The sequence below is a fragment of the Legionella quateirensis genome, assembly GCF_001467955.1.
Classification (GTDB): Bacteria; Pseudomonadota; Gammaproteobacteria; order Legionellales; family Legionellaceae; genus Legionella; species Legionella quateirensis.
Window position 1 is genome coordinate 1 of record NZ_LNYR01000031.1, and the last position, 20,651, is coordinate 20,651.

Consider the following 20,651-nt stretch of genomic DNA (forward strand, 5'->3'; position numbering starts at 1 on the left):
AGCTCGGTGGTTTCAACCGACTCCGCTTCATCAAATTGCAGTTCTCCCTTACCCTAAATGGGCTTCTGAGGAGCGACCAAATCGTTGTTGTTTGGCTAAACGCAATTGCTCCAAAAGATGATGATATTTCTCTCTCCATTCTTGGGCTTCTTGCTGTAATGATTCAATTTCATCGTGAAGCGGGGTAAGAATTGCTTGAAATTCAGGAGATAAAATGGAGTGGTCATGAGTCGTTTTCATGACCGAAATTATACCATAATCACCTTGATGTCTTTAGCTTTTTTCAATGAAAATCGAGATAAATTGCAGGTTCCTCTCCTGGGTGAAACGTATATTTATTAGACGCCATTAACCAATTTAAATGCTCTTTGGTTAACTCAATATGGCCTTGTGTATTTCGTGGGAAAATGAATTTTCCTTTCTCTAATCTGCGATACCATAAGGTAAAACCAAACTCCTCATAGTACAAAGCCTTTAGTTTGGAGCCACAATGACTACGAAATAAAAATAAATGACCTGACTCAAACGCCATTCCAAAAACCTCATGCACAAGAATGGCCAAAGTGTTGATGGATTTGCGCATGTCTGTAATCCCACAATATAAATGAACCCGAGCACCTTCTGGAATTAGCATAGCAACCTCAGTTGATTTAATAATGAGGAAAAATCCTTGCCTTTTATATCCATTTTTAATTCACAGCGAACCTGATTAGGAAATTGGATAATAATCGATTGGTTCGTTACAAGTTCTTGGGGAGCAGAATCTTTTTTACTAATCAGTATCGGTTCAAAATGACAGGGGTTATCTGCTTGATTTTGTGCACCATCCATCCGGCTTCCTGGTCCTATTTTTTTACGCCATTGGTACTTGAACTTTGCAATGGGGATCCCTTGTTCACTGCAGAAATCCTCTTGCGATAAACCACTTCGTTCATAGCCTTTAAATAGGCGATCCCAGTATTCTTCTTTTGATTTCATTTTTTTAGCTCCTCTTTTTGAGAAGCTCAGTTTATGCAGTTTTTAATTCTGTAATAGGTGTATTTGGCCGAACGGATACGGTATACCAATTAAATCGTTGTCAGCAAAGAAAACGTCGTGTCTTTCATTTCGCGCAGCGTGGGGCTGAGAGAGCCAGTTCAATTAAGTACGTGAGGAGTTACGAGGCTTTAATAATTTGTTCAATAATACAACATCATGCTAATTTTTGTAGGGATATCGCTTTCGCGAAGGATGACGATTTGTATAAAATGTGTAAATTAAAGGGTTTAAGTGTGGCTTTAAAATTTGAGCAATAATTGGACATGACTGATGAAATGAAGAGTGCCATGTATCTCATTGATTTTGAAATATAAAATCCGTAACATGGTCTAAAATAAGGGATGGCCTTAGGCGCACAGTATTTTGTGCATTAAAGCTTTGTTGTCTTTTTGTTATGAAAAAAGGATAGCCTTGGGTTTAATTGAATTTTCTATGTAGGCATAAGGAAAGTGACCATGCAGAAAACACCAGGAACTTTTTTTACAAAGGTGATGGCTATTTTTTTCTTTTTTTTCTTTCTGTCTAGTGCTCAAGCTGCCAAGCCTTTATGGATTTTTGCCCCACAAACACCAACCGATATTACTGTATATAAAGGCAGCAATACGAAGGTCATCTATACCATACACAATCAATCGACCAGTCCTAAAAATCTGGTGATGAAACAGATTCCAGGAATATCGCAAAGCCAACCCTGTCAACTTCCCCTAAATGGAAGCTGTACCCTAACCTTGAATATTAACGGATCCACGTTACAAGGAGACGTTTTTGGGGGGCCTATTTTATGTCAACAGGGTAACAACTTGATGTGTTACGGTCCAAGTGAGAAGGCTCAATTACATATTCGTCTCACAGAGCAACCACCATCTCCTCCACCGCCGCCACCGCCACCTCCTCCTGCTTATTACACAGTGATTTCCTTGGCTGGGGCTAATGGAGTCATTGATCCAGTGGTGCCTCAAGTGGTTCTTTCAGGGTCAAATTTAGCGTTTACTGCAATTCCAGATACTAATTTTTTAGTCGATCAATGGGTACTGGATGGTAACGCAGTTCAAAATGGCGGCACCAGTTATCAGTTAAATAATATTCAGGCCAATCATACTGTTGAGGTAACTTTTACTCCCGTACAGTACACCGTCACACCTTCCGCGGGGGCGAACGGAGACATCTCTCCCGCAGTGCCTCAGATGGTTAATTACGGATCCAGCATTACGTTTACCGCAATTCCCAATGCCTATTTTGCCATCGATCAATGGTTACTGGATGGGAACGTAGTTCAAAATGGCGGTACCTCCTACCAGTTGAACACGGTTCAAGCCGATCACACGATTGAGGTGACTTTTAATCAGACCACATTGTCTCCATTAACCTCAAATCTGACCTTATCCATCAATAGTCCCTTACCCACATCCGATCCTGCATTATCCCTCACTCCACGCATCATCCGAATTCGGAATAGAGGCAGTATAACCGCTACGAATCTTCAGGTGAGTTCAACCGCATTTCCATCTGGATCTTCAATAACGAGTAATACCTGTACTGGCTCTCTTAACTCGAATGCAACCTGCGACCTCACGATTACTCCTGGAGCTACTGCAAGTCCCGATGCCACTGCCATCTCTTGCAATACATCGCCTGGAAGAACCCCTGTGCCAACTGTAGTGACGGTCAGCGCGGATAACGCCACACCAATCGACATTAATGTACTGATATTGGGCTATGGGTGCATTTATCAGGGGGGGTATTTATTCACAGTGGATAATACTACTTCAAATACGGGCAGTATTGGCGGGAAAGTGGCGGCATTACTCGATGAGCCATTTTCATATGCGTGGGCGACATTATTCGATAACACGCCAGCAAACAGTCTTCTGGATGGATTAACCAACTCCAATTCTCTTGCAACTCCCGTAGGTCAATATCCAGCGGCGCAAGTCTGTCTCAACAAAGCAGATCAAGGATATACAGATTGGTATCTGCCAGCGATTTGTGAGTTGGGGCGCTATATAGGTATTAATACTAATGCTGGCTGTTCGAATTTTAGACCCAACTTATTTGCAACACTGTCTTTGAAAAATTTAGGCGGTTTTGTGACTTCTATTTATTGGAGTTCTTCCGAGTATGTTCTTAATGCTCAATTCAGCGCCTGGGCGCAATATTTCGGCTTTGGAGACCAGTTTTTCAACAGTAAGACCATCGGTAGTAGTATACGGTGTATTCGGGCTTTTGTCCCTTAAGCAGGTGATTACATGCTTTGGAGGCAGCTTGGCTGCCTCTTACTATTTATCCTTTAATCGAACAGGCTGAGGATGAAATCAATTACGTTATCCTTGTTTATCTGCTGTGATTCATTGGCAGATCGCGCTTTATATTCAACACAATCCTGATCCAGATTTCGATCACTTACTACCAGACGGTGTGGTATACCAATTAAATCGTTGTCAGCAAAGAGAACGCCGGGTCTTTCATTGCGATCATCTAATAATACATCCAAACCCGCATTGGAAAATTGTTGATATAAATGTTCCGCATAATCAGTTACTTGCTGTGATTTTTGTCCATTAATGGGAATAATGACCAGTTGGAATGGTGCAATAGCCTGAGGCCAGATTATACCCTGTTCATCATGGTGTTGTTCTATAGCTGCTGCTACGACACGACTAATTCCTAATCCATAACATCCCATAAGCATGGTTTGTAACTGTCCTTGTTCATTAAGTACCGCGGCATTCATTGCTTTGGCGTATTTATCTCCTAACTGGAACACATGCCCAACCTCTATACCACGACATGAATGAAGTGTGCCTTTTCCATCTGGACTCGCATCTCCTTCTTTAACATTTCGTAAATCAAATGCATCCTGATAGACAGCATCTCTATCCCAGGCCGCATGAATATAATGTTTATCTGCCTGATTCGCGCCACAGACAAAGGATGACATGGCTAAGGCATGATGATCGACAATCACCGGAATACTCAAATTGACTGGTCCAAGGGAACCAACTGGAGCATTAAGTGATTTCATAATGGTTTCTTCGTCAACGAAGATTAAAGGTGAATGAACCAGAGGATGTTTTATTGCTTTTACTTCATTGAGCTCGTCATCACCTTTTAAAACCAAAGCAACCATAGGATGATCTTTACCCTGAACAATTAACGTTTTGATCGTCTCTTTACTGTCAATTTTCAAAAATTGTGCGACTTCGGCTATGGTTTTTTGATTCGGGGTATCAATCAGTTCTATGGATTTAGCCATTACATTGCTTGCTTTGGCTGGTTTCAAACTGGTTGCTTGTTCAATGTTTGCTGCATAATCACTGTTATCGCAGTAAAAAATTAAATCTTCACCAGAGTCCGCTAATACTTGAAATTCGTGAGATGCGGAACCACCAATAGCGCCTGTGTCGGCTTCTACGGCACGGAACTTCAATCCCATACGATTAAATATTCGGCTGTAGGCCTGGTACATATTATTATAGGTGTCTTGTAAACTTTCCATACTTAAATGAAAAGAATAGGCATCTTTCATAATGAATTCACGAGCGCGCATGACGCCAAATCGTGGTCTGATTTCATCTCGAAATTTGGTCTGAATTTGATAAAAGTTGACCGGTAGCTGCTTGTAAGAGCGGAGCTCGTTGCGCATTATATCGGTGATGACCTCTTCATGTGTTGGACCAAAACAATATTCACGTTTATTACTGTCACACATCGTCAGCAATTGTCCGCCAAAGGTCTCCCATCGACCTGTTTCCTGCCATAATTCAGCAGGTTGTACCGCTGGCATCAATACTTCCATTGCATGAGTTTTGTTCATTTCTTCACGAACAATATGCTCTATTTTGCGCAGTACCTTAAGACCTAGTGGCATCCACGTATAAAGCCCGGAGCCCAGTTTACGAATCATACCTGCTCTTAGCATTAATTGATGAGAAGTGATTTCAGCATCACTTGGAGTTTCTTTTTGGGTCGCTAAAAACCATTGGGATGCACGCATTTCAGCTCCTGGAGTAGTCTAAATTCTAAATGGTGGGTTATTATATACTTATCATGAGATAATTGGCGATATGTATTAGGAATACTGATGAATACCTTAGGTTTAATTCATACTTTTTGCAAGGTTGCACAATGTGCCAATTTTACTGTAGCAGCTAAGGTTTTGAATCGTTCTGCAGCAGCAGTCAGCAAACAAATCAGTTTATTAGAATCGAGCCTCGGGGTCATGCTTCTGCATCGTACAACGCGACAGGTATCACTTACTGAAATCGGTGAAGCGTATTACCGTGAAGCACAAAGTGTATTGCTCGCCCTGGATAAAGCCAATGGAGTTGTTGCTTCCGCAAAACAGGAGCCTACAGGATTATTAAGGGTGAAAAGTTCACGATATTTTGCTGATAATTATATTTTGCCTCGCCTTAACGAATATATGAACAAGTATCCGCAGGTTACGATTGATTTACAAATTGCCGAACATATTCCAGATCTTCTGGAAGAGGATTTGGATGTAGTATTTGGGATGTCGGCGCAAGTTGCTTCAAACTCAGTTCAAAAGAAAATTACCACTACCCGTTATGTATTTTGTGCCTCGCCAGCATACCTTGGTTTAAAAAACTGTCCTGATACTCCTTCGGATTTATCAAGTCATAACTACATCACTCATACTATGAGAAGACCAAATGATGCCTGGACCTTTCCATCGGGTGAAACGGTATATTTACTGCCTGTTCTGTATCTTAATGATGCTCAGGCCATGTTGGATAGTGCCATTAAAGGATTAGGGATTGTTGCTCTTCATCATTATCAAGTGGCGGATGCTTTAAGCCGTGGGGAATTGGTGGAACTATTGACGAATTATCAAATGCCAAGGATACCTGTGTTTCTCTATTACCATCCTGGACGGTATATGCAACCTAAAGTGAAAACATGGGTTGATTTTATGAGTCAAGGATTGCCTGATGAGCTATAGATGTTTTTTTTGTCAATTAGGGTGTGTTGACAATTCCAATTTCGACGTCCCGCGAACAAGTCGCGGGACGTTGGGAGTATTTTGGTGAATTGTCAACACACCCTACAGAAAGTGAAATTAATAGTGCTCAACTTTCATGTTAAGACTCTGAATTAAATACTCAGTTGTAGAGGAACGGATAATCAGTAAAGAAAAATCGATGTTTAAATGAAGTTCAGGAAGATTATAGGATTGATTCACCCTCCAGCAAGGTTTGACCTGACAGTTATTCTCCTGGCTTACTGTGGGTTTATTTAGCGGTCTGGGGTGTAAAGTCAGTTTATGGGTATTAATTGCTTTGAGTTCTTTATCAAAAAATAAGTTCATGGGATCCCAAGCGGCATGAGAGTAGTACTTTTGAACTCGTTCAATATCGGACTGAGAGTCGTGATAGCTGGCAGTTAATGATTCCATTAATATTTTCTGTGTCCATTTTGTTACTGCTTTTTCACTAAAATTAGTAACTGAGGCATAAGGAACAGGGGAAGAAATCAGTGAAAACAGCATTGTAACAAGTAATGCAAACTGTTTAATCATGGCTTAATCCTCTTTTTGCCAGGTAAATGTAAACACCTATCTAAATATTAGTTACAGTAAAGACTAATATCCAGAATTCTGTCAATAAAGTGATGGGTTAAGGCGAGTGACGTGTTCAGTACTAAAAGTAATCAGAATTTAGTCCTGTTATGGGGCGGAGACTTTGCCCTGAAGTCTGCAGTTCAATTACCAGTACATTCAACTGCCGACTTCAGGTTAAAGAGTATCGCACTTTGTGATTAGGCATTTAATTTAGCTTGCTGAAGGACGTTCTCGCATTTCTCTACCAATGTTTTTTGTTCCGTACCTTCCAGCTCAATCAATTCATAAGCATAGTTTTTATATTTGACTTTACCACTATTCACATCATACATGGCGCCAACTATTGCGATATCTTCGTTGGTAATCATCGTTCTTAATATGTCACTTTGTGAATAAATATGTTGTAGCGTGTTGGCAATATTAAGTTCTGTCACTCGCGTAACAAAAGAAGCATTTTGGCCTGTACGATTCTCTATGGTTTGAGTTTCTGCCTGAACTGCGGGCTTAATTTTTGAAAGCAACTGAGTAATATGTCCTTTTTTGATGTTATCACATGCAGACTGAATTGCTCCGCATCGGGTATGGCCAAGGACGACTATCAATTTGGCGCCAACCACATTACAGGCATATTCAATACTGGCAAGAATGTCATCATTAATGACGTTTCCAGCAATACGAATACAAAAGATATCACCGAAGCTCATATCAAAAATAGTTTCAACGGGAACACGTGAGTCAATACAACCAAGGACAACAGCAATTGGATGTTGCATTTTTGCTGTATGTTTAATATCAATTCGATTCGACCGGTGTATGCGGGTGTCATGCAGGAAACGTTGGTTACCTTCATGTAATATATTGAGTACTTCTGCCGGTGAAAGATTGGATTGAACGTCATAAGTAGTTACATTAATAAAATCAATGTAATTATGAATTTTATAATGATCTTTAAAGCCGGTCAGGTTTAAAGCGATATGTTTACTGGGAGCCTGCTCCTCTTTGAATTCTTTTAAGAATTCCAGAATTTCTTTATCTATATACTGAGTATATCTGGCGTCGATAATCAATTGAGCATGCTTGGGTATGGAATCCAGTTCGGCTACCAAGGCAGCTTTGTTTAGAAAGGTCATCTGTTGGGGAAGAATGATGCGGCTGGTAATTCCATTGGGATATATTTCCTTGATAATATCAATCCGTGTCTGACTGTTCGATTTTAAGATATAAAATAGTGAGATGGATAGACCAATCAGAATGCCGGCGAGTAAGTTAAAGGCAATAATACTGATCACAGTTACTATAAATGGGATAAAGCGATCGCTGCCTTGAGAATATATATTACGGTATATAGAGGGTTTATTGAGCTTATAGCCCGTGTAGATCAAGATTGCAGCAAGTGAGGACAGAGGAATCTTGTTTAAAGCTCCAGGTACCAACATGACTGCAAACAAAATGAATACACCATGTAAAATTGTTGATACTTTAGATTTAGAACCGGCCTGAATATTAATCGACGTTCTGACAATTACCGAAGTAACCGGGATTCCTCCAATAAGACCAGCAGTAATGTTACCAACTCCCTGCGCGATTAACTCACGATTGGTTGAAACATGCCGTCTTCTTTTATCTATTCTTTCACCTGCTTTGAAATTAAGCAGAGTCTCGAGTGATGCAACTATCCCGATGATTAACGCGTACACATACACTTTAGGATTCGTCCAGGAAGCCCAGTTGGGATATTGAAGTTGACTAAAAAATTCATATAACCCGGTTGTTTCGGGAATATTCACCAGTTGCGGTGAATTTTGTACTAAAGGGGAGTCGAGCCATTGAAACAGGTCATTGAGAAATACTCCAGTGATTACCACAATGATTGGAGCAGGAATTTCTTTTAATAATTTAATTTTTGTATATTCGAAGTAGATTAAAATAAACATGGATATTGCGGTAATTAACATAGCCCCTGAGTTAATGTGATGCGATAGAGCCAGGAGAGGGCTTAGGGTAATTACATCAGCTGTTTCCAATAAGTGAGTTTTCAGTTCATCGAAATCTGTTGATAGGGTAAATGCTAGCGGTAATTGCTTGATTATTAATAAAATTCCAACTGCACAAAGCAAGCCTTGAACTACATTGGTAGGAACGTAATCGGCAACGAATCCGGCTTTAAAACTGCCTATGATGATTTGTAGTAAACCGGCTAATGCCAGCGCGAGTAAAAATGAATTAAAGTCGCCAATTTGGGCAATCGCAGTAACGACAACTGCGGCCATACCCGCAGCAGGTCCACTGACACTGATATGAGAACCACTGATACTACCAACGACTATACCCCCGATTATTCCACTTAAAATTCCAGAAAATAGTGGGGCACCTGATGCTAACGCGATTCCTAAACATAAAGGAATCGCCACCAGGAATACAACTATGGCTGCTACAAAATCAAATTTGAAATAACGTTTAGTATATACACGAAATTTACGTGAATTTATAATTTTTCTATTGATCATCGAAAAGTTCCTGTATCTGAGACAAACAAAATATGGGTCTTGCCAGCCCTTTTTTTCATCATGATGCGCATTTTACGCTCTTTTTGGTGATGCATTGCGGTTGGCTTGTTCAAAACATATACTATACATTATGTAATATATTTGTAAAGAATGTTACAGATTTTTTTTGTAGGGTATAAAAGAGTTTGTAGCACTTTAAAAACACAGGAGCGTGTTCTGGATTAAAATAGAGAGAATTCATTGAATTGAAGCACTGACACCATCTTTTTAACTGGAGTAGATGGTGCCGTTTTGATATGTCAGCGCCTGTATCTGTTGTGTTAGTTTTTAGTCTTCCAAAATCTCAAATTCCTCAGCATTAAAAACTTCCGATTTTGCGGTAGCGCTGGGAGTGATTAATTCCTGTTCAAGATTTTTAAAATTCCACATATTTTGATCCATCAGCTGGCTTGGTTTTAAACTTTGCAACGCATGGAGGATATTGCTTGGAACTTTAGGATTTTCAGCAGCCAGCTGATCTATTAAATGCGCTACTTTTTTACGCATCAGATTTTCCTGCGAACCACAAAGATTGCAGGGTATGATGGGAAATGCCTGTTCACCGGCAAAGGTGATAATGTCTTTTTCCTGTACGTAGCACATTGGGCGAATGACTATATGCTTCTTGTTATCGCTTAACAGTTTCGGAGGCATGGAGCGTATATCACCATTATATAAAATAGACATCATTAAGGTGCGAATCATGTCGTCACGATGATGTCCCAAGGCTATTTTATTAAATCCGTGTTCTTCGGCGTAGCGATAAATAATGCCTCGACGTAATCGTGAACAAAGTGAACAATAGGTTTTACCTTCAGGAATTTTTTCCTTTACGATGCTGTAAGTATCACGAGTCAGTATTTCATGTGGTATGGAACGGTCAGCCAGCCATTGACGGAGAACCGAATCATTCCATCCAGGTTGTGCCTGATCGAGAGTGAAGGCAAACAGTTCAAATTTGTTACCTGAACGCCGTCGTAATTGATCCAGTATGGTTAACATGGTGAATGAATCTTTGCCCCCGGACAAACAGACCATGACTCGGTCTCCTCGCTGAATCATATTAAAATCAGCGATGGCTTTTCCGGTATAATGTAATAATTTTTTTTCTACTAATGTGGGATTGGACGACATATAACAACCTAATCTATTATTTAGTGGTGGCGCTGGATACTGAAGCCATTCCATTAACCCGAGTAGTCGCTAACCATGAATTTACCAGCTCAATATCGTTAACATTTAATGTGCCGGCGAGATATTTTAAAGTTAATATAGCATTAATCAAATCGTATTGATCCCGTGCTAATTGTTCCTGGGCCTCGAACAGTCGTTGTTGAGCATTGACCACATCAACCATGGTACGAGTACCGACTTCAAACTGCGCTTCAGTACTTTCCAGAGAATTTTGTTGCGAGATAATTGTTTGTCTATCTGCTTTGACTTTGCTGATTCCATCGGTAATCGTATTGAAAGCGATACGACTGTTAACAACTACGTCTCTGTAGGTTTGCTCCAGTTGCTCGCTGGTCGATTGAAAACCATATTGTGCCTGTCTGGTTTGAGACTGTACCAGTCCACCCTGGAATACAGGGAAATTCATTGCCAATGCCACACTGGCCTGCGTTTGTTTGGTTGGTGCAAAGAATGAGGTGCTGTCTACAGTATTATGGGTCTGAGCTGCGTTAGTCTGTATGGAAAAGACAGGCCAGTTACCTGCTGATAATGATTTAACATTTTCTTTTGCAACCTCAAGATTGTATTTCGCGGCGTATAATTTATAGTTTTGCTTGAGCCCTGTATCAATCCATTGGTTAACATCATTGGGTTCAGGTTTAATTAATGGAATTTTACTGTCTCGAAGAGGTGCCAGAGTTTCGTAGACATGATTTGTCAGCTTTCGTAAATTTTCGCTTTGGTTTATCTGATTATTCCGGGCCGAAATAACGGTTGCAATGGATTGATCATAAGCTGCTTTTGCCTCATAAACCGAGGTAATGGCGTCCAGTCCAACCTGAAAACGTTGAGAGGCCTGTTCGTACTGACGTTTATTTGCACGTTTCTTGGCTTCAGCGAAATCCAGGGTGTCTTTGGCAAATAATACATCAAAATAGGCTTTGGCAGTTCTGAGTATTAAATCCTGGGCTGCATTATTAAATGTGGCCTGTGCCGCTTTAACCGATGCTTTGGCTTGTGAGACTTTTGCCCATGCCTGATAATTGAATACTGCCTGGGATGCCGTTACTTGCCATACTGTATTGCCATAATAGAGGTTAGTACTCAGTCCACCGGCTTGTATCGACTGAAGATTACGTCCCACTTGACTATTAATTCCAACTTGGGGAAAAAGAGCTGCGCGGGCTTGAGGAATCGCTTCTGTACTGGACATGTAGGTATCGTAGGCATTTTTGAATACAGTATCGTTTTCAAGAGCTTGTTGATAAATATCCATTAGATCTGTTGCATGAATATGCGTTGATAGACCTAGAGTTAATATACAGAACAGCAACGATCTCTTCATCCGAGCTTTCCCTAGAATACAAATTCTTTTGGTTTTAACTGATCTACTAGTTGAGGAATATCTGTTTCAAAAAGCAAGTTCTCTGTCCAGATACCATTATGATCTAAGTTATATAAACGAGCCTGCATTATAGGGGATTTACCCTCTATAGTGAATAACTTACCACCTGGTAATATCTGAAGTCTATGGGTTTCTGTTAAATGTTCCAGCGCTCCAGTAAACACCATAACATCATAGGGCGCGCTTTCGAGCCATCCACGGCAGGCATCACCTGTAAATAACTCTACATTAGTACATTTATGGGCTTCCAGTTTATGTTTTGCATACTGAGTAAATTCAGAATAACAATCGATGCTGAGTACCTTTTTGCATAACTTGCTCAACATTGCGGTAAAAAAACCGCTTCCTGTTCCCACTTCCAATACCGTTTCGTGACCTTTAAGGTTCAAAGCCTGTAATATTAGTCCTTCTTCCAGAGGAGTTAACATTCTTTGGCCATGTGATAAGGGTATCTGCATGTCTGAGTACGCAAAATGAGTGTAAAGTTCTGGTACGAATTCATGACGAGGAATGAGATCATATAAATCAAGTATGGAATCGTTTAAAACATCGCCAGTTCTTAATTGTTGTTTGACCATATTAATGCGTGCGCTTTGATTGCTCATTTGTTCTACCGAGTTAATTATCTTTGATAGGTTAAAACTTTGGGCCAATTTTAGCAAGAATTCATCCTATGTGCTAAGCATAAATGTCGGAAAGTGAAAGTTCTTATTTTTCTTATCGGTATTTCATGGTGACTATGTTTAAAATTTGTTATTATTTATAACTTTGTCAACAGCCATTGGAGAGAATAGTGCTTGAGCGATTTATTAATCATTTGCAAACCGACCTGGAAACTCTTAAAGATGAAGGTTTATTTAAATCAGAACGCATTATTTCCAGTCAGCAGCAAGCTGATGTAAAAGTAAATGAACGAGAAGTAATAAATCTTTGCGCCAATAATTATTTAGGTTTGGCAAATGATCCTGTGCTTATTGCTGAAGGACAAAAAGCTCTTGAACAATACGGTTATGGTATGGCATCTGTTCGTTTTATCTGTGGAACCCAAACTCCTCATAAAGTGCTGGAGCAGAAAATCAGTCAATTTTTGAGTAAGGAAGATACAATATTATATTCTTCTTGTTTTGATGCTAACACAGGACTTTTTGAAACCTTGTTGGGTGAAGAAGATGCAATTATCAGTGATGCGCTGAATCATGCCAGTATTATTGATGGAATCAGATTGTGTAAGGCCGCACGATATCGATATGCAAATAATGATATGAGTGCTCTGGAAGAACAATTAATCGCAGCTAAAAATGCTCGATTTCGATTGATTGCTACGGATGGTGTTTTTTCAATGGATGGCATATTGGCAAATCTTCCTGCGATTTGTGAATTGGCAGACAAATATGATGCCATGGTGATGGTTGATGATTCACATGCAGTGGGATTTATGGGCACGACTGGAAGAGGAACTCCAGAGCATTTTGGTGTGACTGATCGAATTGATATTGTTACTGGTACCCTTGGAAAAGCGTTAGGGGGAGCTTCCGGTGGTTACACTTCCGCAAACCATGTAATCGTAGAATGGTTGCGCCAACGCTCCAGACCTTATCTGTTTTCAAATACTCTGGCACCGGTAATCGCTCATACTTCATCTGTAGTGCTGGACCAATTAACTCAAAGTAATTCTCTGGCTGAAAAATTAAAACGCAACAGCCACTATTTTCGTAAAGGAATGACCGAATTAGGATTTAAACTGATTCCAGGCGAACACCCCATTATTCCTGTGATGCTTGGTGATGCCAGTTTGGCTGGCCGTATAGCCAATCGATTGTTGGAATTGGGTATTTATGTCGTTGGATTTTCTTATCCAGTTGTGCCAAAAGGTCTGGCCAGGATTCGAACACAGATGTCAGCCGCTCTTGAATTGCATCATTTGGACAAAGCCTTGAATGCATTTGAAACGGTTGGTAAGGAATTTTCTGTTATCTAACAAGGTGCTCTTCGTCAAATAGAGATGCCGCAAATAAATGGATAAACTGTTCCTGTTTTAATGCAGGATTAAATTAACTCATTATTATTCTGAGGTACTGAATGAAATCGTTAGTCAAAGCAAAAAGAGAACCCGGAATTTGGATGCAGGATGTACCAGTTCCAGAATACGGTGTTAATGATGTATTGATTAAAATTGAAAAGACTGCAATATGCGGTACGGATATTCATATTTACACCTGGGATGAATGGGCACAGGCTACCATACCAGTGCCCATGACAGTTGGCCATGAGTTTTATGGTGAAATTGTAGAGGTGGGTAAAGAAGTTCAAGGTTTAAAAGTTGGCCAAAGAGTTTCAGGGGAAGGGCATATAACCTGTGGCTTTTGCCGTAATTGTCATGCAGGTAAACGACATTTATGCCGTAATACCTTAGGTGTTGGCGTTAATAGACCAGGATGCTTTGCCGAATATCTGGCTCTTCCAGCTACAAACGTTATAGCTCTTCCTGATAATATTACCGGCGATCAGGCATCTATACTGGATCCACTGGGCAATGCGACTCATTGTGCGCTGGCTTTTGATGTGGTGGGTGAAGATGTATTGATTACTGGCGCTGGCCCAATAGGCATTATGGCCGTTGCAATAGTAAAACACATAGGTGCCCGTCATGTAGTCATTACAGATGTTAATGACTATCGTCTGGATCTTGCCCGAAAAATGGGAGCTACTCGAGCAGTTAATGTGAAACATGAGAAACTGGATGATGTTATTGCTGAGTTAGGTATGGTGGAAGGTTTTGATATTGGTCTGGAAATGTCAGGAAATCCTATGGCCTTGAATGATATGTTGAGAACCATGAATCATGGCGGACATGTCGCTATATTAGGTATCCCACCTCAGTCAACTTCAGTTGATTGGAATCAGGTCATTTTTAAAGGATTAGTAATAAAAGGTATTTATGGTCGAGAAATGTTTGAAACCTGGTATAAAATGATAGCCATGTTACAAAGTGGATTAACTATTGAGCCGGTGATGACCCATCATTTTCCGGTTGACCAGTATGAACACGCGTTTCAAATTATGGCATCAGGTCAGTCAGGTAAAGTGATTCTTGATTGGTAACAGATCCAGATTTTAAGAGGATTGGAGTATTATGGCACAGTATATTTTCACCATGAATCGGGTGAGTAAAATTGTTGAAAATCAACGATTTATTTTAAAAGATATTTCATTAAGTTTTTATCCCGGCGCCAAAATCGGTGTATTAGGTTTAAACGGTTCCGGTAAGTCGACTTTATTGCGAATAATGGCAGGAGTCGATACGCATTTTGAAGGTGAAGCAAGACCTCAACCTGGAATCCGAATAGGGTATCTGGAGCAAGAGCCACAACTTCATTTGGAAAAAACCGTACGTGAAGTAGTGGAAGAAGGTGTAGCTGAAATCAAAGATAAATTGGCGCGTTTTGATGCGATCAGCATGCGCTTTGCTGAACCCATGAGTGACGATGAAATGAATACCCTGCTTGCTGAACAGGGTGAGTTGCAAAATGAAATTGAAGCCTGTGGTGGCTGGGATCTTGATAGACAACTGGATGTTGCTGCTGATGCTCTGAGATTACCAGAGTGGGATGCAGTGGTTGGCAAGCTTTCTGGAGGGGAACGCAGACGGGTTGCACTGTGCCGCTTGTTGCTTTCCAATCCAGATATGCTATTGCTTGATGAGCCGACTAACCACCTTGATGCAGAGAGCGTCGCTTGGTTGGAACATTATCTTGAAGGATTCCCTGGCACTGTAGTGGCGATTACCCATGATAGATATTTTCTGGATAATGCCGCAGAGTGGATCCTGGAGCTGGATAGAGGGGAAGGAATTCCATATAAAGGTAACTATACATCCTGGCTTGAACAGAAAGAAGAACGTTTAAATATGGAGAAAAAACAGGAAGATTCACATCAACGAGCGATAAAGGCCGAGTTGGAGTGGGTTCGAACTTCTCCAAAAGGACGACATGCCAAGAATAAGGCACGACTCGCACGATTTGAAGAAATGAATTCCAAAGAGTTTCAAAAACGAAATGAAACCAATGAGATATACATTCCACCAGGCGAGCGTCTTGGCGATTTGGTACTGGAAGGCGAAAAAATTTCTAAAGCATTTGGAGACAGAATTCTTATTGATAACCTGGATTTCGTTCTTCCAAAAGGCGGTGTATTAGGTATTATTGGTCCTAATGGCGCTGGTAAATCAACCTTTTTGAAAATGATCACTGGCCAGGAAGAGCCTGATAGCGGTACCATTCGTATTGGAGAAACGGTGCAGATGGCTTATGTTGATCAGATGCGTGATGATCTGAATGCAAATAATTCAGTCTGGCAAGAAATTTCCGATGGTCACGATATTATGCAGGTTGGTAGTTTCCAAATGCCTTCTCGTGCTTATGTTGGACGATTTAATTTTAAAGGTACCGATCAACAGAAGAAAATGTCCCAATTATCCGGGGGAGAACGAAATCGGGTACATTTGGCAAAATTATTGAAAAGTGGTGGTAATGTTTTATTACTTGACGAACCGAGTAATGATTTGGATGTGGAAACTTTAAGAGCCTTGGAAGAGGCAATACTTAATTTTCCGGGTTGTGCAATCGTTATTTCGCATGATAGATGGTTTTTAGATAGAATTTGTACTCACTTAATGGCTTTTGAAGGCGATTCACAAATTACGTTCTTTGAAGGAAATTACAGTGATTATGAAGCAGATAGAAAAAGACGTTTGGGTGATGAGGCAACTAGACCATCGCGGATTAAATACAGACGACTAAAAGATTGATTTAATATCCGCTCTGCTCAGTGGATATAGTGTATTTTAGTTAACCAATCATTCAGAATGATTTGAAGTACATTCTGAATGATTTGAGAATATATTGTGGAGATTAAATTTAAATGAAAAAGTTGGTTTGGTTTGGTTTGTTCCTATGCCTTGGTCTTACGTCCTGCGTTGAATATGACGAATCTACTTTAATTACTGATGATGCTGGATACGTTCATCGAACAACTCACTATTTAAGGGATAAACGAGGACGTGATTATTTTCCAATGCAAATAAAAGCATCGGGAGAACGACAGTTTATTTTCGATCCTAAAGCATCTGCATGGGCTGCATATGACGAAGAAGGGAAACGAGTAATGACTGGTAGCGGTTCTGCCGGAGTTGACGTTTGTGAAGAAAACAGCAATCAATCCTGTAGAACGATTACAGGTACTTTCCGTGTTTATAATAAACGTGGTGCTGATTGTCGCTCAGGGGAATATCCTGTAGATACCAAGGGCGGCGCAAAAATGCCTTATTGTATGTATTTCTATCAAGGATTTACCATACATGCCGCATATGAAGTTCCCGATCATCCATCCAGTCATGGTTGTGTTCGAGTTCTGCCCAGTGCTGCAAAATGGCTTAATGAAGAGTTCATGCGAGTTGGTACCAAGGTTACTATTCTAGCTTACCATGATCAAAATGGCGTGAATAATCCTGCTGTAGTAAATCATTAATTTATTAAGTTTAAATAAATTATTTTATCCCGCATTTGAGTATGGAAATGCGGGAGCTCAGTGTTTTGAGTCTCCTGGATTACTGCTACTTCGTCTAATACAGGCTTGCTATTCCACTAACTGAAGCTCGTAGAAATTAATGCTTACAATCTGCTGATACTTGAGACCAATCAACAATTATTATTGATCGTGTTTTAGTACCTATAAAGGTGGTAGCCACATAGTTATTGAAATGCCGCTCGATATCTTACAAGGAGTATAACCAATGGCAGCTTCTTCCGAAGTCATGGCGCAGGCGCTGAAAAAACTTTCCGTCATTATCGTTAATGATACGGTTTTTGACCCCAATTTCATTCCGTTGATGAACATCATAACCAAGGATCTGGTGCAACGGGCTGGGTTCACACATTTTTTAATTGATAATCATCTGACGCTTGAGCAGTTGATAGAGGTTGCAGCAGCCAATCTTCAAAAAACCCAAGACGAATATGGTCAATTCCTTCAAAAGGCAGAGCAAAAATTATTTGAAAAAATTGACGAATTTGCACAGGTTGAAGGAGATTATTTTCAAAAGTACCTACTTTTTTTGGAAAGTCAGGTCGTGCAGGAAACCGAAGTGCCCGTGCTTCAATTCTATAAAGGGCTTCAGGCAGATGTTGCGGCAAGAAATGCCAGTACAAACCCGCCAGCGAGCGCGGAATTGAAAGTCCGGATTAGTCAGCTTGCCAAAACTGCTGAAAAACTGATAACTGATCTGCTTCTTGAAAGTCTCGAGCATTACAAGATGCTTCAGAGTCATGGTATCACCCTTATCAGTGCAGGTGATTCAGAGAGAAGTAAACGAATTTTACAGGCCACGCAAGAGGTTCTTTTGTCAGGACAGACAAACGAATTGGATGCGAGGCTTATAGAGCACTACGACATTCTGGCCAAAACCATGCTGAAGCAAGAGAGGCCATTTATTATGACTGTTGATATTGTGGGCATGGGAGCGCTTGCAATAACGCTTATGAAGGAGCAACCCGCAGTATATTCCAACTATCTGTTTGTATACGTGTACAATAACCCTCTGAGGGATGGCAGCGCGCCAATTCCGGGTCTGTTGACTGCCCCTCAGCAAGAACTTTCCCGCCTTATCCTGAAAAACCATACTACGATACCCATAAACATTGTCCCGATAAACGGAGAAGGGAAGACCATGGCGTCTGTTTCTGAAAGTGTCCTGAGCCGTGTGCGTGAAGCCATTGCAACATTACAGCGAGTGCCTCCCGTGCCAGTGTCGCAATCGACGCGGTACGCATTTTTACAGCCAGTGCGCCAGAAGGAATATCCGCGTAAATGTGCGCTGTTTGGCGATTCGGGTGTAGGCAAATCCGCTTTGCTTCGGCGTTTGAAAGATGGCACGTTTCAAGAAACCTCAACGCTAACCTATGGTGTTGACATGCTTGAAACTCACATAGACAAAAAACCTGTCAGAATCTGGGATCCATCCGGACAGTCTCGATTTCTTTCAATTACCAGCAGTTATTTTACGGGGAATGATGTGATTCTGCTGGTTTTTGATAGGACTAACCGTGAAAGTTTTGACAATATTCAACTTTGGTTGAAACGAGTGCAGACTTTTTGCAGAAATCCTGAGTTCACGTTGATTCTGATTGGTAATAAGTGCGATCTGGAAGATAAGTGCGTTGTGGGTCATGAAGAACCTGCTCAAGCGATAGAACAGTGGAACAGCAGCGCGGAAGGAAAGCTGCTGCATATTCACACCCATATCTATCAACCAACAAGTGCAAAAACGGGTGAAGGGATGAATTTTTTACTTAAGCAAATGCTAAAGCCTCTGCTGTATTCAACGCGTTTGGAATCTTTGGAAACTTCCCCGGAAACACCTGGTATCGGGACAAGACCGTGAACCTGATTTAGCAAGCATAGCCTGTATTAGACGAAGATGTGCCTAGTCCAGGCTACCAATTCAAATGAGTAATTCATCATGTTACCAGTAGTTTAATCATAGAGTTGATTGAATATCATAAAATTGAATAGTTAAAAATCCAGACTTAACCGATTTTTTCGTAAGTCCTGTTATATTTTTGCGAATATTAGCGAAGCCCAGTTTAATTCCATATAATCACTATCTTGAAAAGAAAATACCTTAAAATCAATAACGTTTTTTGAGAACATTGGAGCATTACATGTCAGGGAAAATCATTCGATGGGGAATTCTGGGTACCAGTTTTATTTCTGAAGTGATGGCAAAGGCCATTCAATCTTCAGCAACCAGTCAGCTGGTTGCAGTTGGGAGTCGTTCTCCAGATTCAGCCAATCAATTTGCACAACAGTTTTCAATACCCCAAATATATGATGATTATCAAAGACTGATTGATGCTCAGGACATCGATGCAGTTTATATAGGTTTACCGAATCATGTTCATAAAGAGTGGATCATTCGAGCGGCCTATGCTGGAAAACATATATTATGTGAGAAGCCTTTGGTTCTGAATACTGAAGAGGCACAGGAAGTGATTTCAGTGCTCGCGGCAACCAAGGTGTTCTGTATGGAAGCGTTGATGTATCGATGTCATCCCTTGACCCAAAAAATGGAAGAAATAATACAAAGCAGGGTTCTTGGGGATATCAAATTATACAATGCACTTTATACCGCTCCTATTGCAGATCTGGCTAATCCAATAGCCGGGGGAAGTATTCGAAATTTGGGATGTTACCCCATATCCTTAATAAGGCTTCTTGCCAAGGCTGAGCCCGTTGATCTTGTTGCAACCGGAAGATTGAATCAGAATAATCTCAATGATAGTCAGGCGAGTGCAATTTTGAAATTTGAGGATAATGCAATTGCTGTAGTGTCTACAGCAGATGATATTGAGATGGTCTGGCAGTTTGATGTTTATGGAACTTTGGGTAGTTTGAGGGCAGTTACCAACCCTTGGCTCCCGGATGAGGAGAATAATAAATGTGTTGTTCAACTGTATGAAGATAAAAATGAACTTGAGTTCATTATCAAGGCGGAAAAACCTTTGTATACCTATCAAATTGATACAGTAAACAGTCACATCATGAAGAATAGTGTGCAGAAGGTGAACGCTATTTCTTTAGCGGACAGTTTGGGAACTATTAGAGTATTAGAAGATTGGTTAAAACAGGTTAAATAACCCTCTGCTGTCGTGACCATCCGCGATATCCCGTCACCCTCTGCTGTCATCATCGTGACCCTCCGCGATATCCCGTCACCCTCCGCTGTCATGATCGTCACCCTCCGCGAAGGCGGAGGGTCCATTCTTTATCATTTTATTTGTGTCAAAACTACATTATTCGTGAGTTCCTCATTCCTCTTGATGCGATTTGATGTAATACCAGAATATAAGAT

General features: G+C 40.6%; 17 protein-coding genes. 8 read left to right on the forward strand and 9 right to left on the reverse strand.

All coding sequences use genetic code 11. From position 1 onward, the window contains the following. Window positions 1-48: 48 nt before the first annotated feature. From Lqua_RS09690 to tnpA, 3 genes are read right to left on the reverse strand one after another with little or no spacing between them, the layout of a single operon-like run. The gene (locus Lqua_RS09690) at window positions 49-240 is read right to left on the reverse strand and encodes a hypothetical protein (protein ID WP_058474082.1); all 192 of its coding nucleotides are present in this window, start codon (window positions 238-240) and stop codon (window positions 49-51) included. A 43-nt stretch (window positions 241-283) separates the two neighbouring features. Next, window positions 284-634, reverse strand: a complete 351-nt coding sequence (gene tnpB / locus Lqua_RS09695; RefSeq protein ID WP_058474083.1) for an IS66 family insertion sequence element accessory protein TnpB — start codon at window positions 632-634, stop codon at window positions 284-286. After that, window positions 628-978: an IS66 family insertion sequence element accessory protein TnpA gene (gene tnpA / locus Lqua_RS09700; protein WP_058474084.1), complete on the reverse strand. Its 351-nt coding sequence runs from the start codon at window positions 976-978 to the stop codon at window positions 628-630. Before tnpA ends, tnpB begins: the two co-directional genes overlap by 7 nt. Before the next feature lie 515 nt (window positions 979-1,493). On the opposite strand from tnpA, the gene Lqua_RS09705 reads away from it, so the two are divergent. After that, window positions 1,494-3,272, forward strand: a complete 1,779-nt coding sequence (locus tag Lqua_RS09705) for an InlB B-repeat-containing protein (RefSeq protein WP_162264399.1) — start codon at window positions 1,494-1,496, stop codon at window positions 3,270-3,272. A gap of 53 nt (window positions 3,273-3,325) precedes the next feature. On the opposite strand, the gene Lqua_RS09710 is transcribed toward Lqua_RS09705, so the two are convergent. Further along, complete coding sequence (locus tag Lqua_RS09710; RefSeq protein ID WP_058474085.1) at window positions 3,326-5,032, reverse strand: proline--tRNA ligase; 1,707 nt, start codon at window positions 5,030-5,032, stop codon at window positions 3,326-3,328. Between the two features lie 87 nt (window positions 5,033-5,119). Here Lqua_RS09710 and Lqua_RS09715 point away from each other — a divergent pair, with 87 nt between their 5' ends. Then, window positions 5,120-6,001: a LysR family transcriptional regulator gene (locus Lqua_RS09715; protein ID WP_058474086.1), complete on the forward strand. Its 882-nt coding sequence runs from the start codon at window positions 5,120-5,122 to the stop codon at window positions 5,999-6,001. A 117-nt stretch (window positions 6,002-6,118) separates the two neighbouring features. Here Lqua_RS09715 and Lqua_RS09720 read toward each other — a convergent pair whose 3' ends face one another. From Lqua_RS09720 to Lqua_RS09740, 5 genes are all read right to left on the reverse strand, one after another. Further along, a complete protein-coding gene (locus Lqua_RS09720) occupies window positions 6,119-6,577 on the reverse strand; it encodes a hypothetical protein (RefSeq protein WP_058474087.1) in 459 nt (152 codons plus the stop codon). A 239-nt stretch (window positions 6,578-6,816) separates the two neighbouring features. Then, complete coding sequence (locus Lqua_RS09725; protein WP_058474088.1) at window positions 6,817-9,126, reverse strand: bifunctional SulP family inorganic anion transporter/carbonic anhydrase; 2,310 nt, start codon at window positions 9,124-9,126, stop codon at window positions 6,817-6,819. 327 nt (window positions 9,127-9,453) lie between these two features. Continuing rightward, a complete protein-coding gene (gene ttcA, locus Lqua_RS09730; RefSeq protein WP_058474089.1) occupies window positions 9,454-10,299 on the reverse strand; it encodes a tRNA 2-thiocytidine(32) synthetase TtcA in 846 nt (281 codons plus the stop codon). Between the two features lie 16 nt (window positions 10,300-10,315). Continuing rightward, the gene (locus Lqua_RS09735; protein WP_058474090.1) at window positions 10,316-11,683 is read right to left on the reverse strand and encodes a TolC family outer membrane protein; all 1,368 of its coding nucleotides are present in this window, start codon (window positions 11,681-11,683) and stop codon (window positions 10,316-10,318) included. A gap of 11 nt (window positions 11,684-11,694) precedes the next feature. Further along, the gene (locus Lqua_RS09740) at window positions 11,695-12,348 is read right to left on the reverse strand and encodes a protein-L-isoaspartate O-methyltransferase family protein (protein ID WP_058474393.1); all 654 of its coding nucleotides are present in this window, start codon (window positions 12,346-12,348) and stop codon (window positions 11,695-11,697) included. Between the two features lie 188 nt (window positions 12,349-12,536). Here Lqua_RS09740 and Lqua_RS09745 point away from each other — a divergent pair, with 188 nt between their 5' ends. From Lqua_RS09745 to Lqua_RS09770, 6 genes are all read left to right on the forward strand, one after another. Next, complete coding sequence (locus Lqua_RS09745) at window positions 12,537-13,721, forward strand: glycine C-acetyltransferase (protein ID WP_058474091.1); 1,185 nt, start codon at window positions 12,537-12,539, stop codon at window positions 13,719-13,721. Window positions 13,722-13,822: 101 nt separating this feature from the next. After that, window positions 13,823-14,845, forward strand: coding sequence for an L-threonine 3-dehydrogenase (tdh, locus tag Lqua_RS09750; RefSeq protein WP_058474092.1), 1,023 nt, complete (start codon window positions 13,823-13,825; stop codon window positions 14,843-14,845). A gap of 31 nt (window positions 14,846-14,876) precedes the next feature. Beyond that, window positions 14,877-16,550 carry an energy-dependent translational throttle protein EttA gene (gene ettA / locus Lqua_RS09755; RefSeq protein WP_058474093.1) on the forward strand — a complete coding sequence of 558 codons (1,674 nt, stop codon included), beginning with the start codon at window positions 14,877-14,879 and terminating at the stop codon, window positions 16,548-16,550. A gap of 113 nt (window positions 16,551-16,663) precedes the next feature. After that, the gene (locus tag Lqua_RS09760; RefSeq protein WP_058474094.1) at window positions 16,664-17,269 is read left to right on the forward strand and encodes a L,D-transpeptidase; all 606 of its coding nucleotides are present in this window, start codon (window positions 16,664-16,666) and stop codon (window positions 17,267-17,269) included. Between the two features lie 265 nt (window positions 17,270-17,534). Then, window positions 17,535-19,181 (forward strand): Rab family GTPase, encoded by a 1,647-nt coding sequence (locus Lqua_RS09765; RefSeq protein WP_058474095.1) that lies wholly within the window; start codon window positions 17,535-17,537, stop codon window positions 19,179-19,181. A gap of 280 nt (window positions 19,182-19,461) precedes the next feature. Next, window positions 19,462-20,436 (forward strand): Gfo/Idh/MocA family protein, encoded by a 975-nt coding sequence (locus Lqua_RS09770; protein ID WP_058474096.1) that lies wholly within the window; start codon window positions 19,462-19,464, stop codon window positions 20,434-20,436. The last annotated feature ends 215 nt before the right edge of the window (window positions 20,437-20,651 follow it).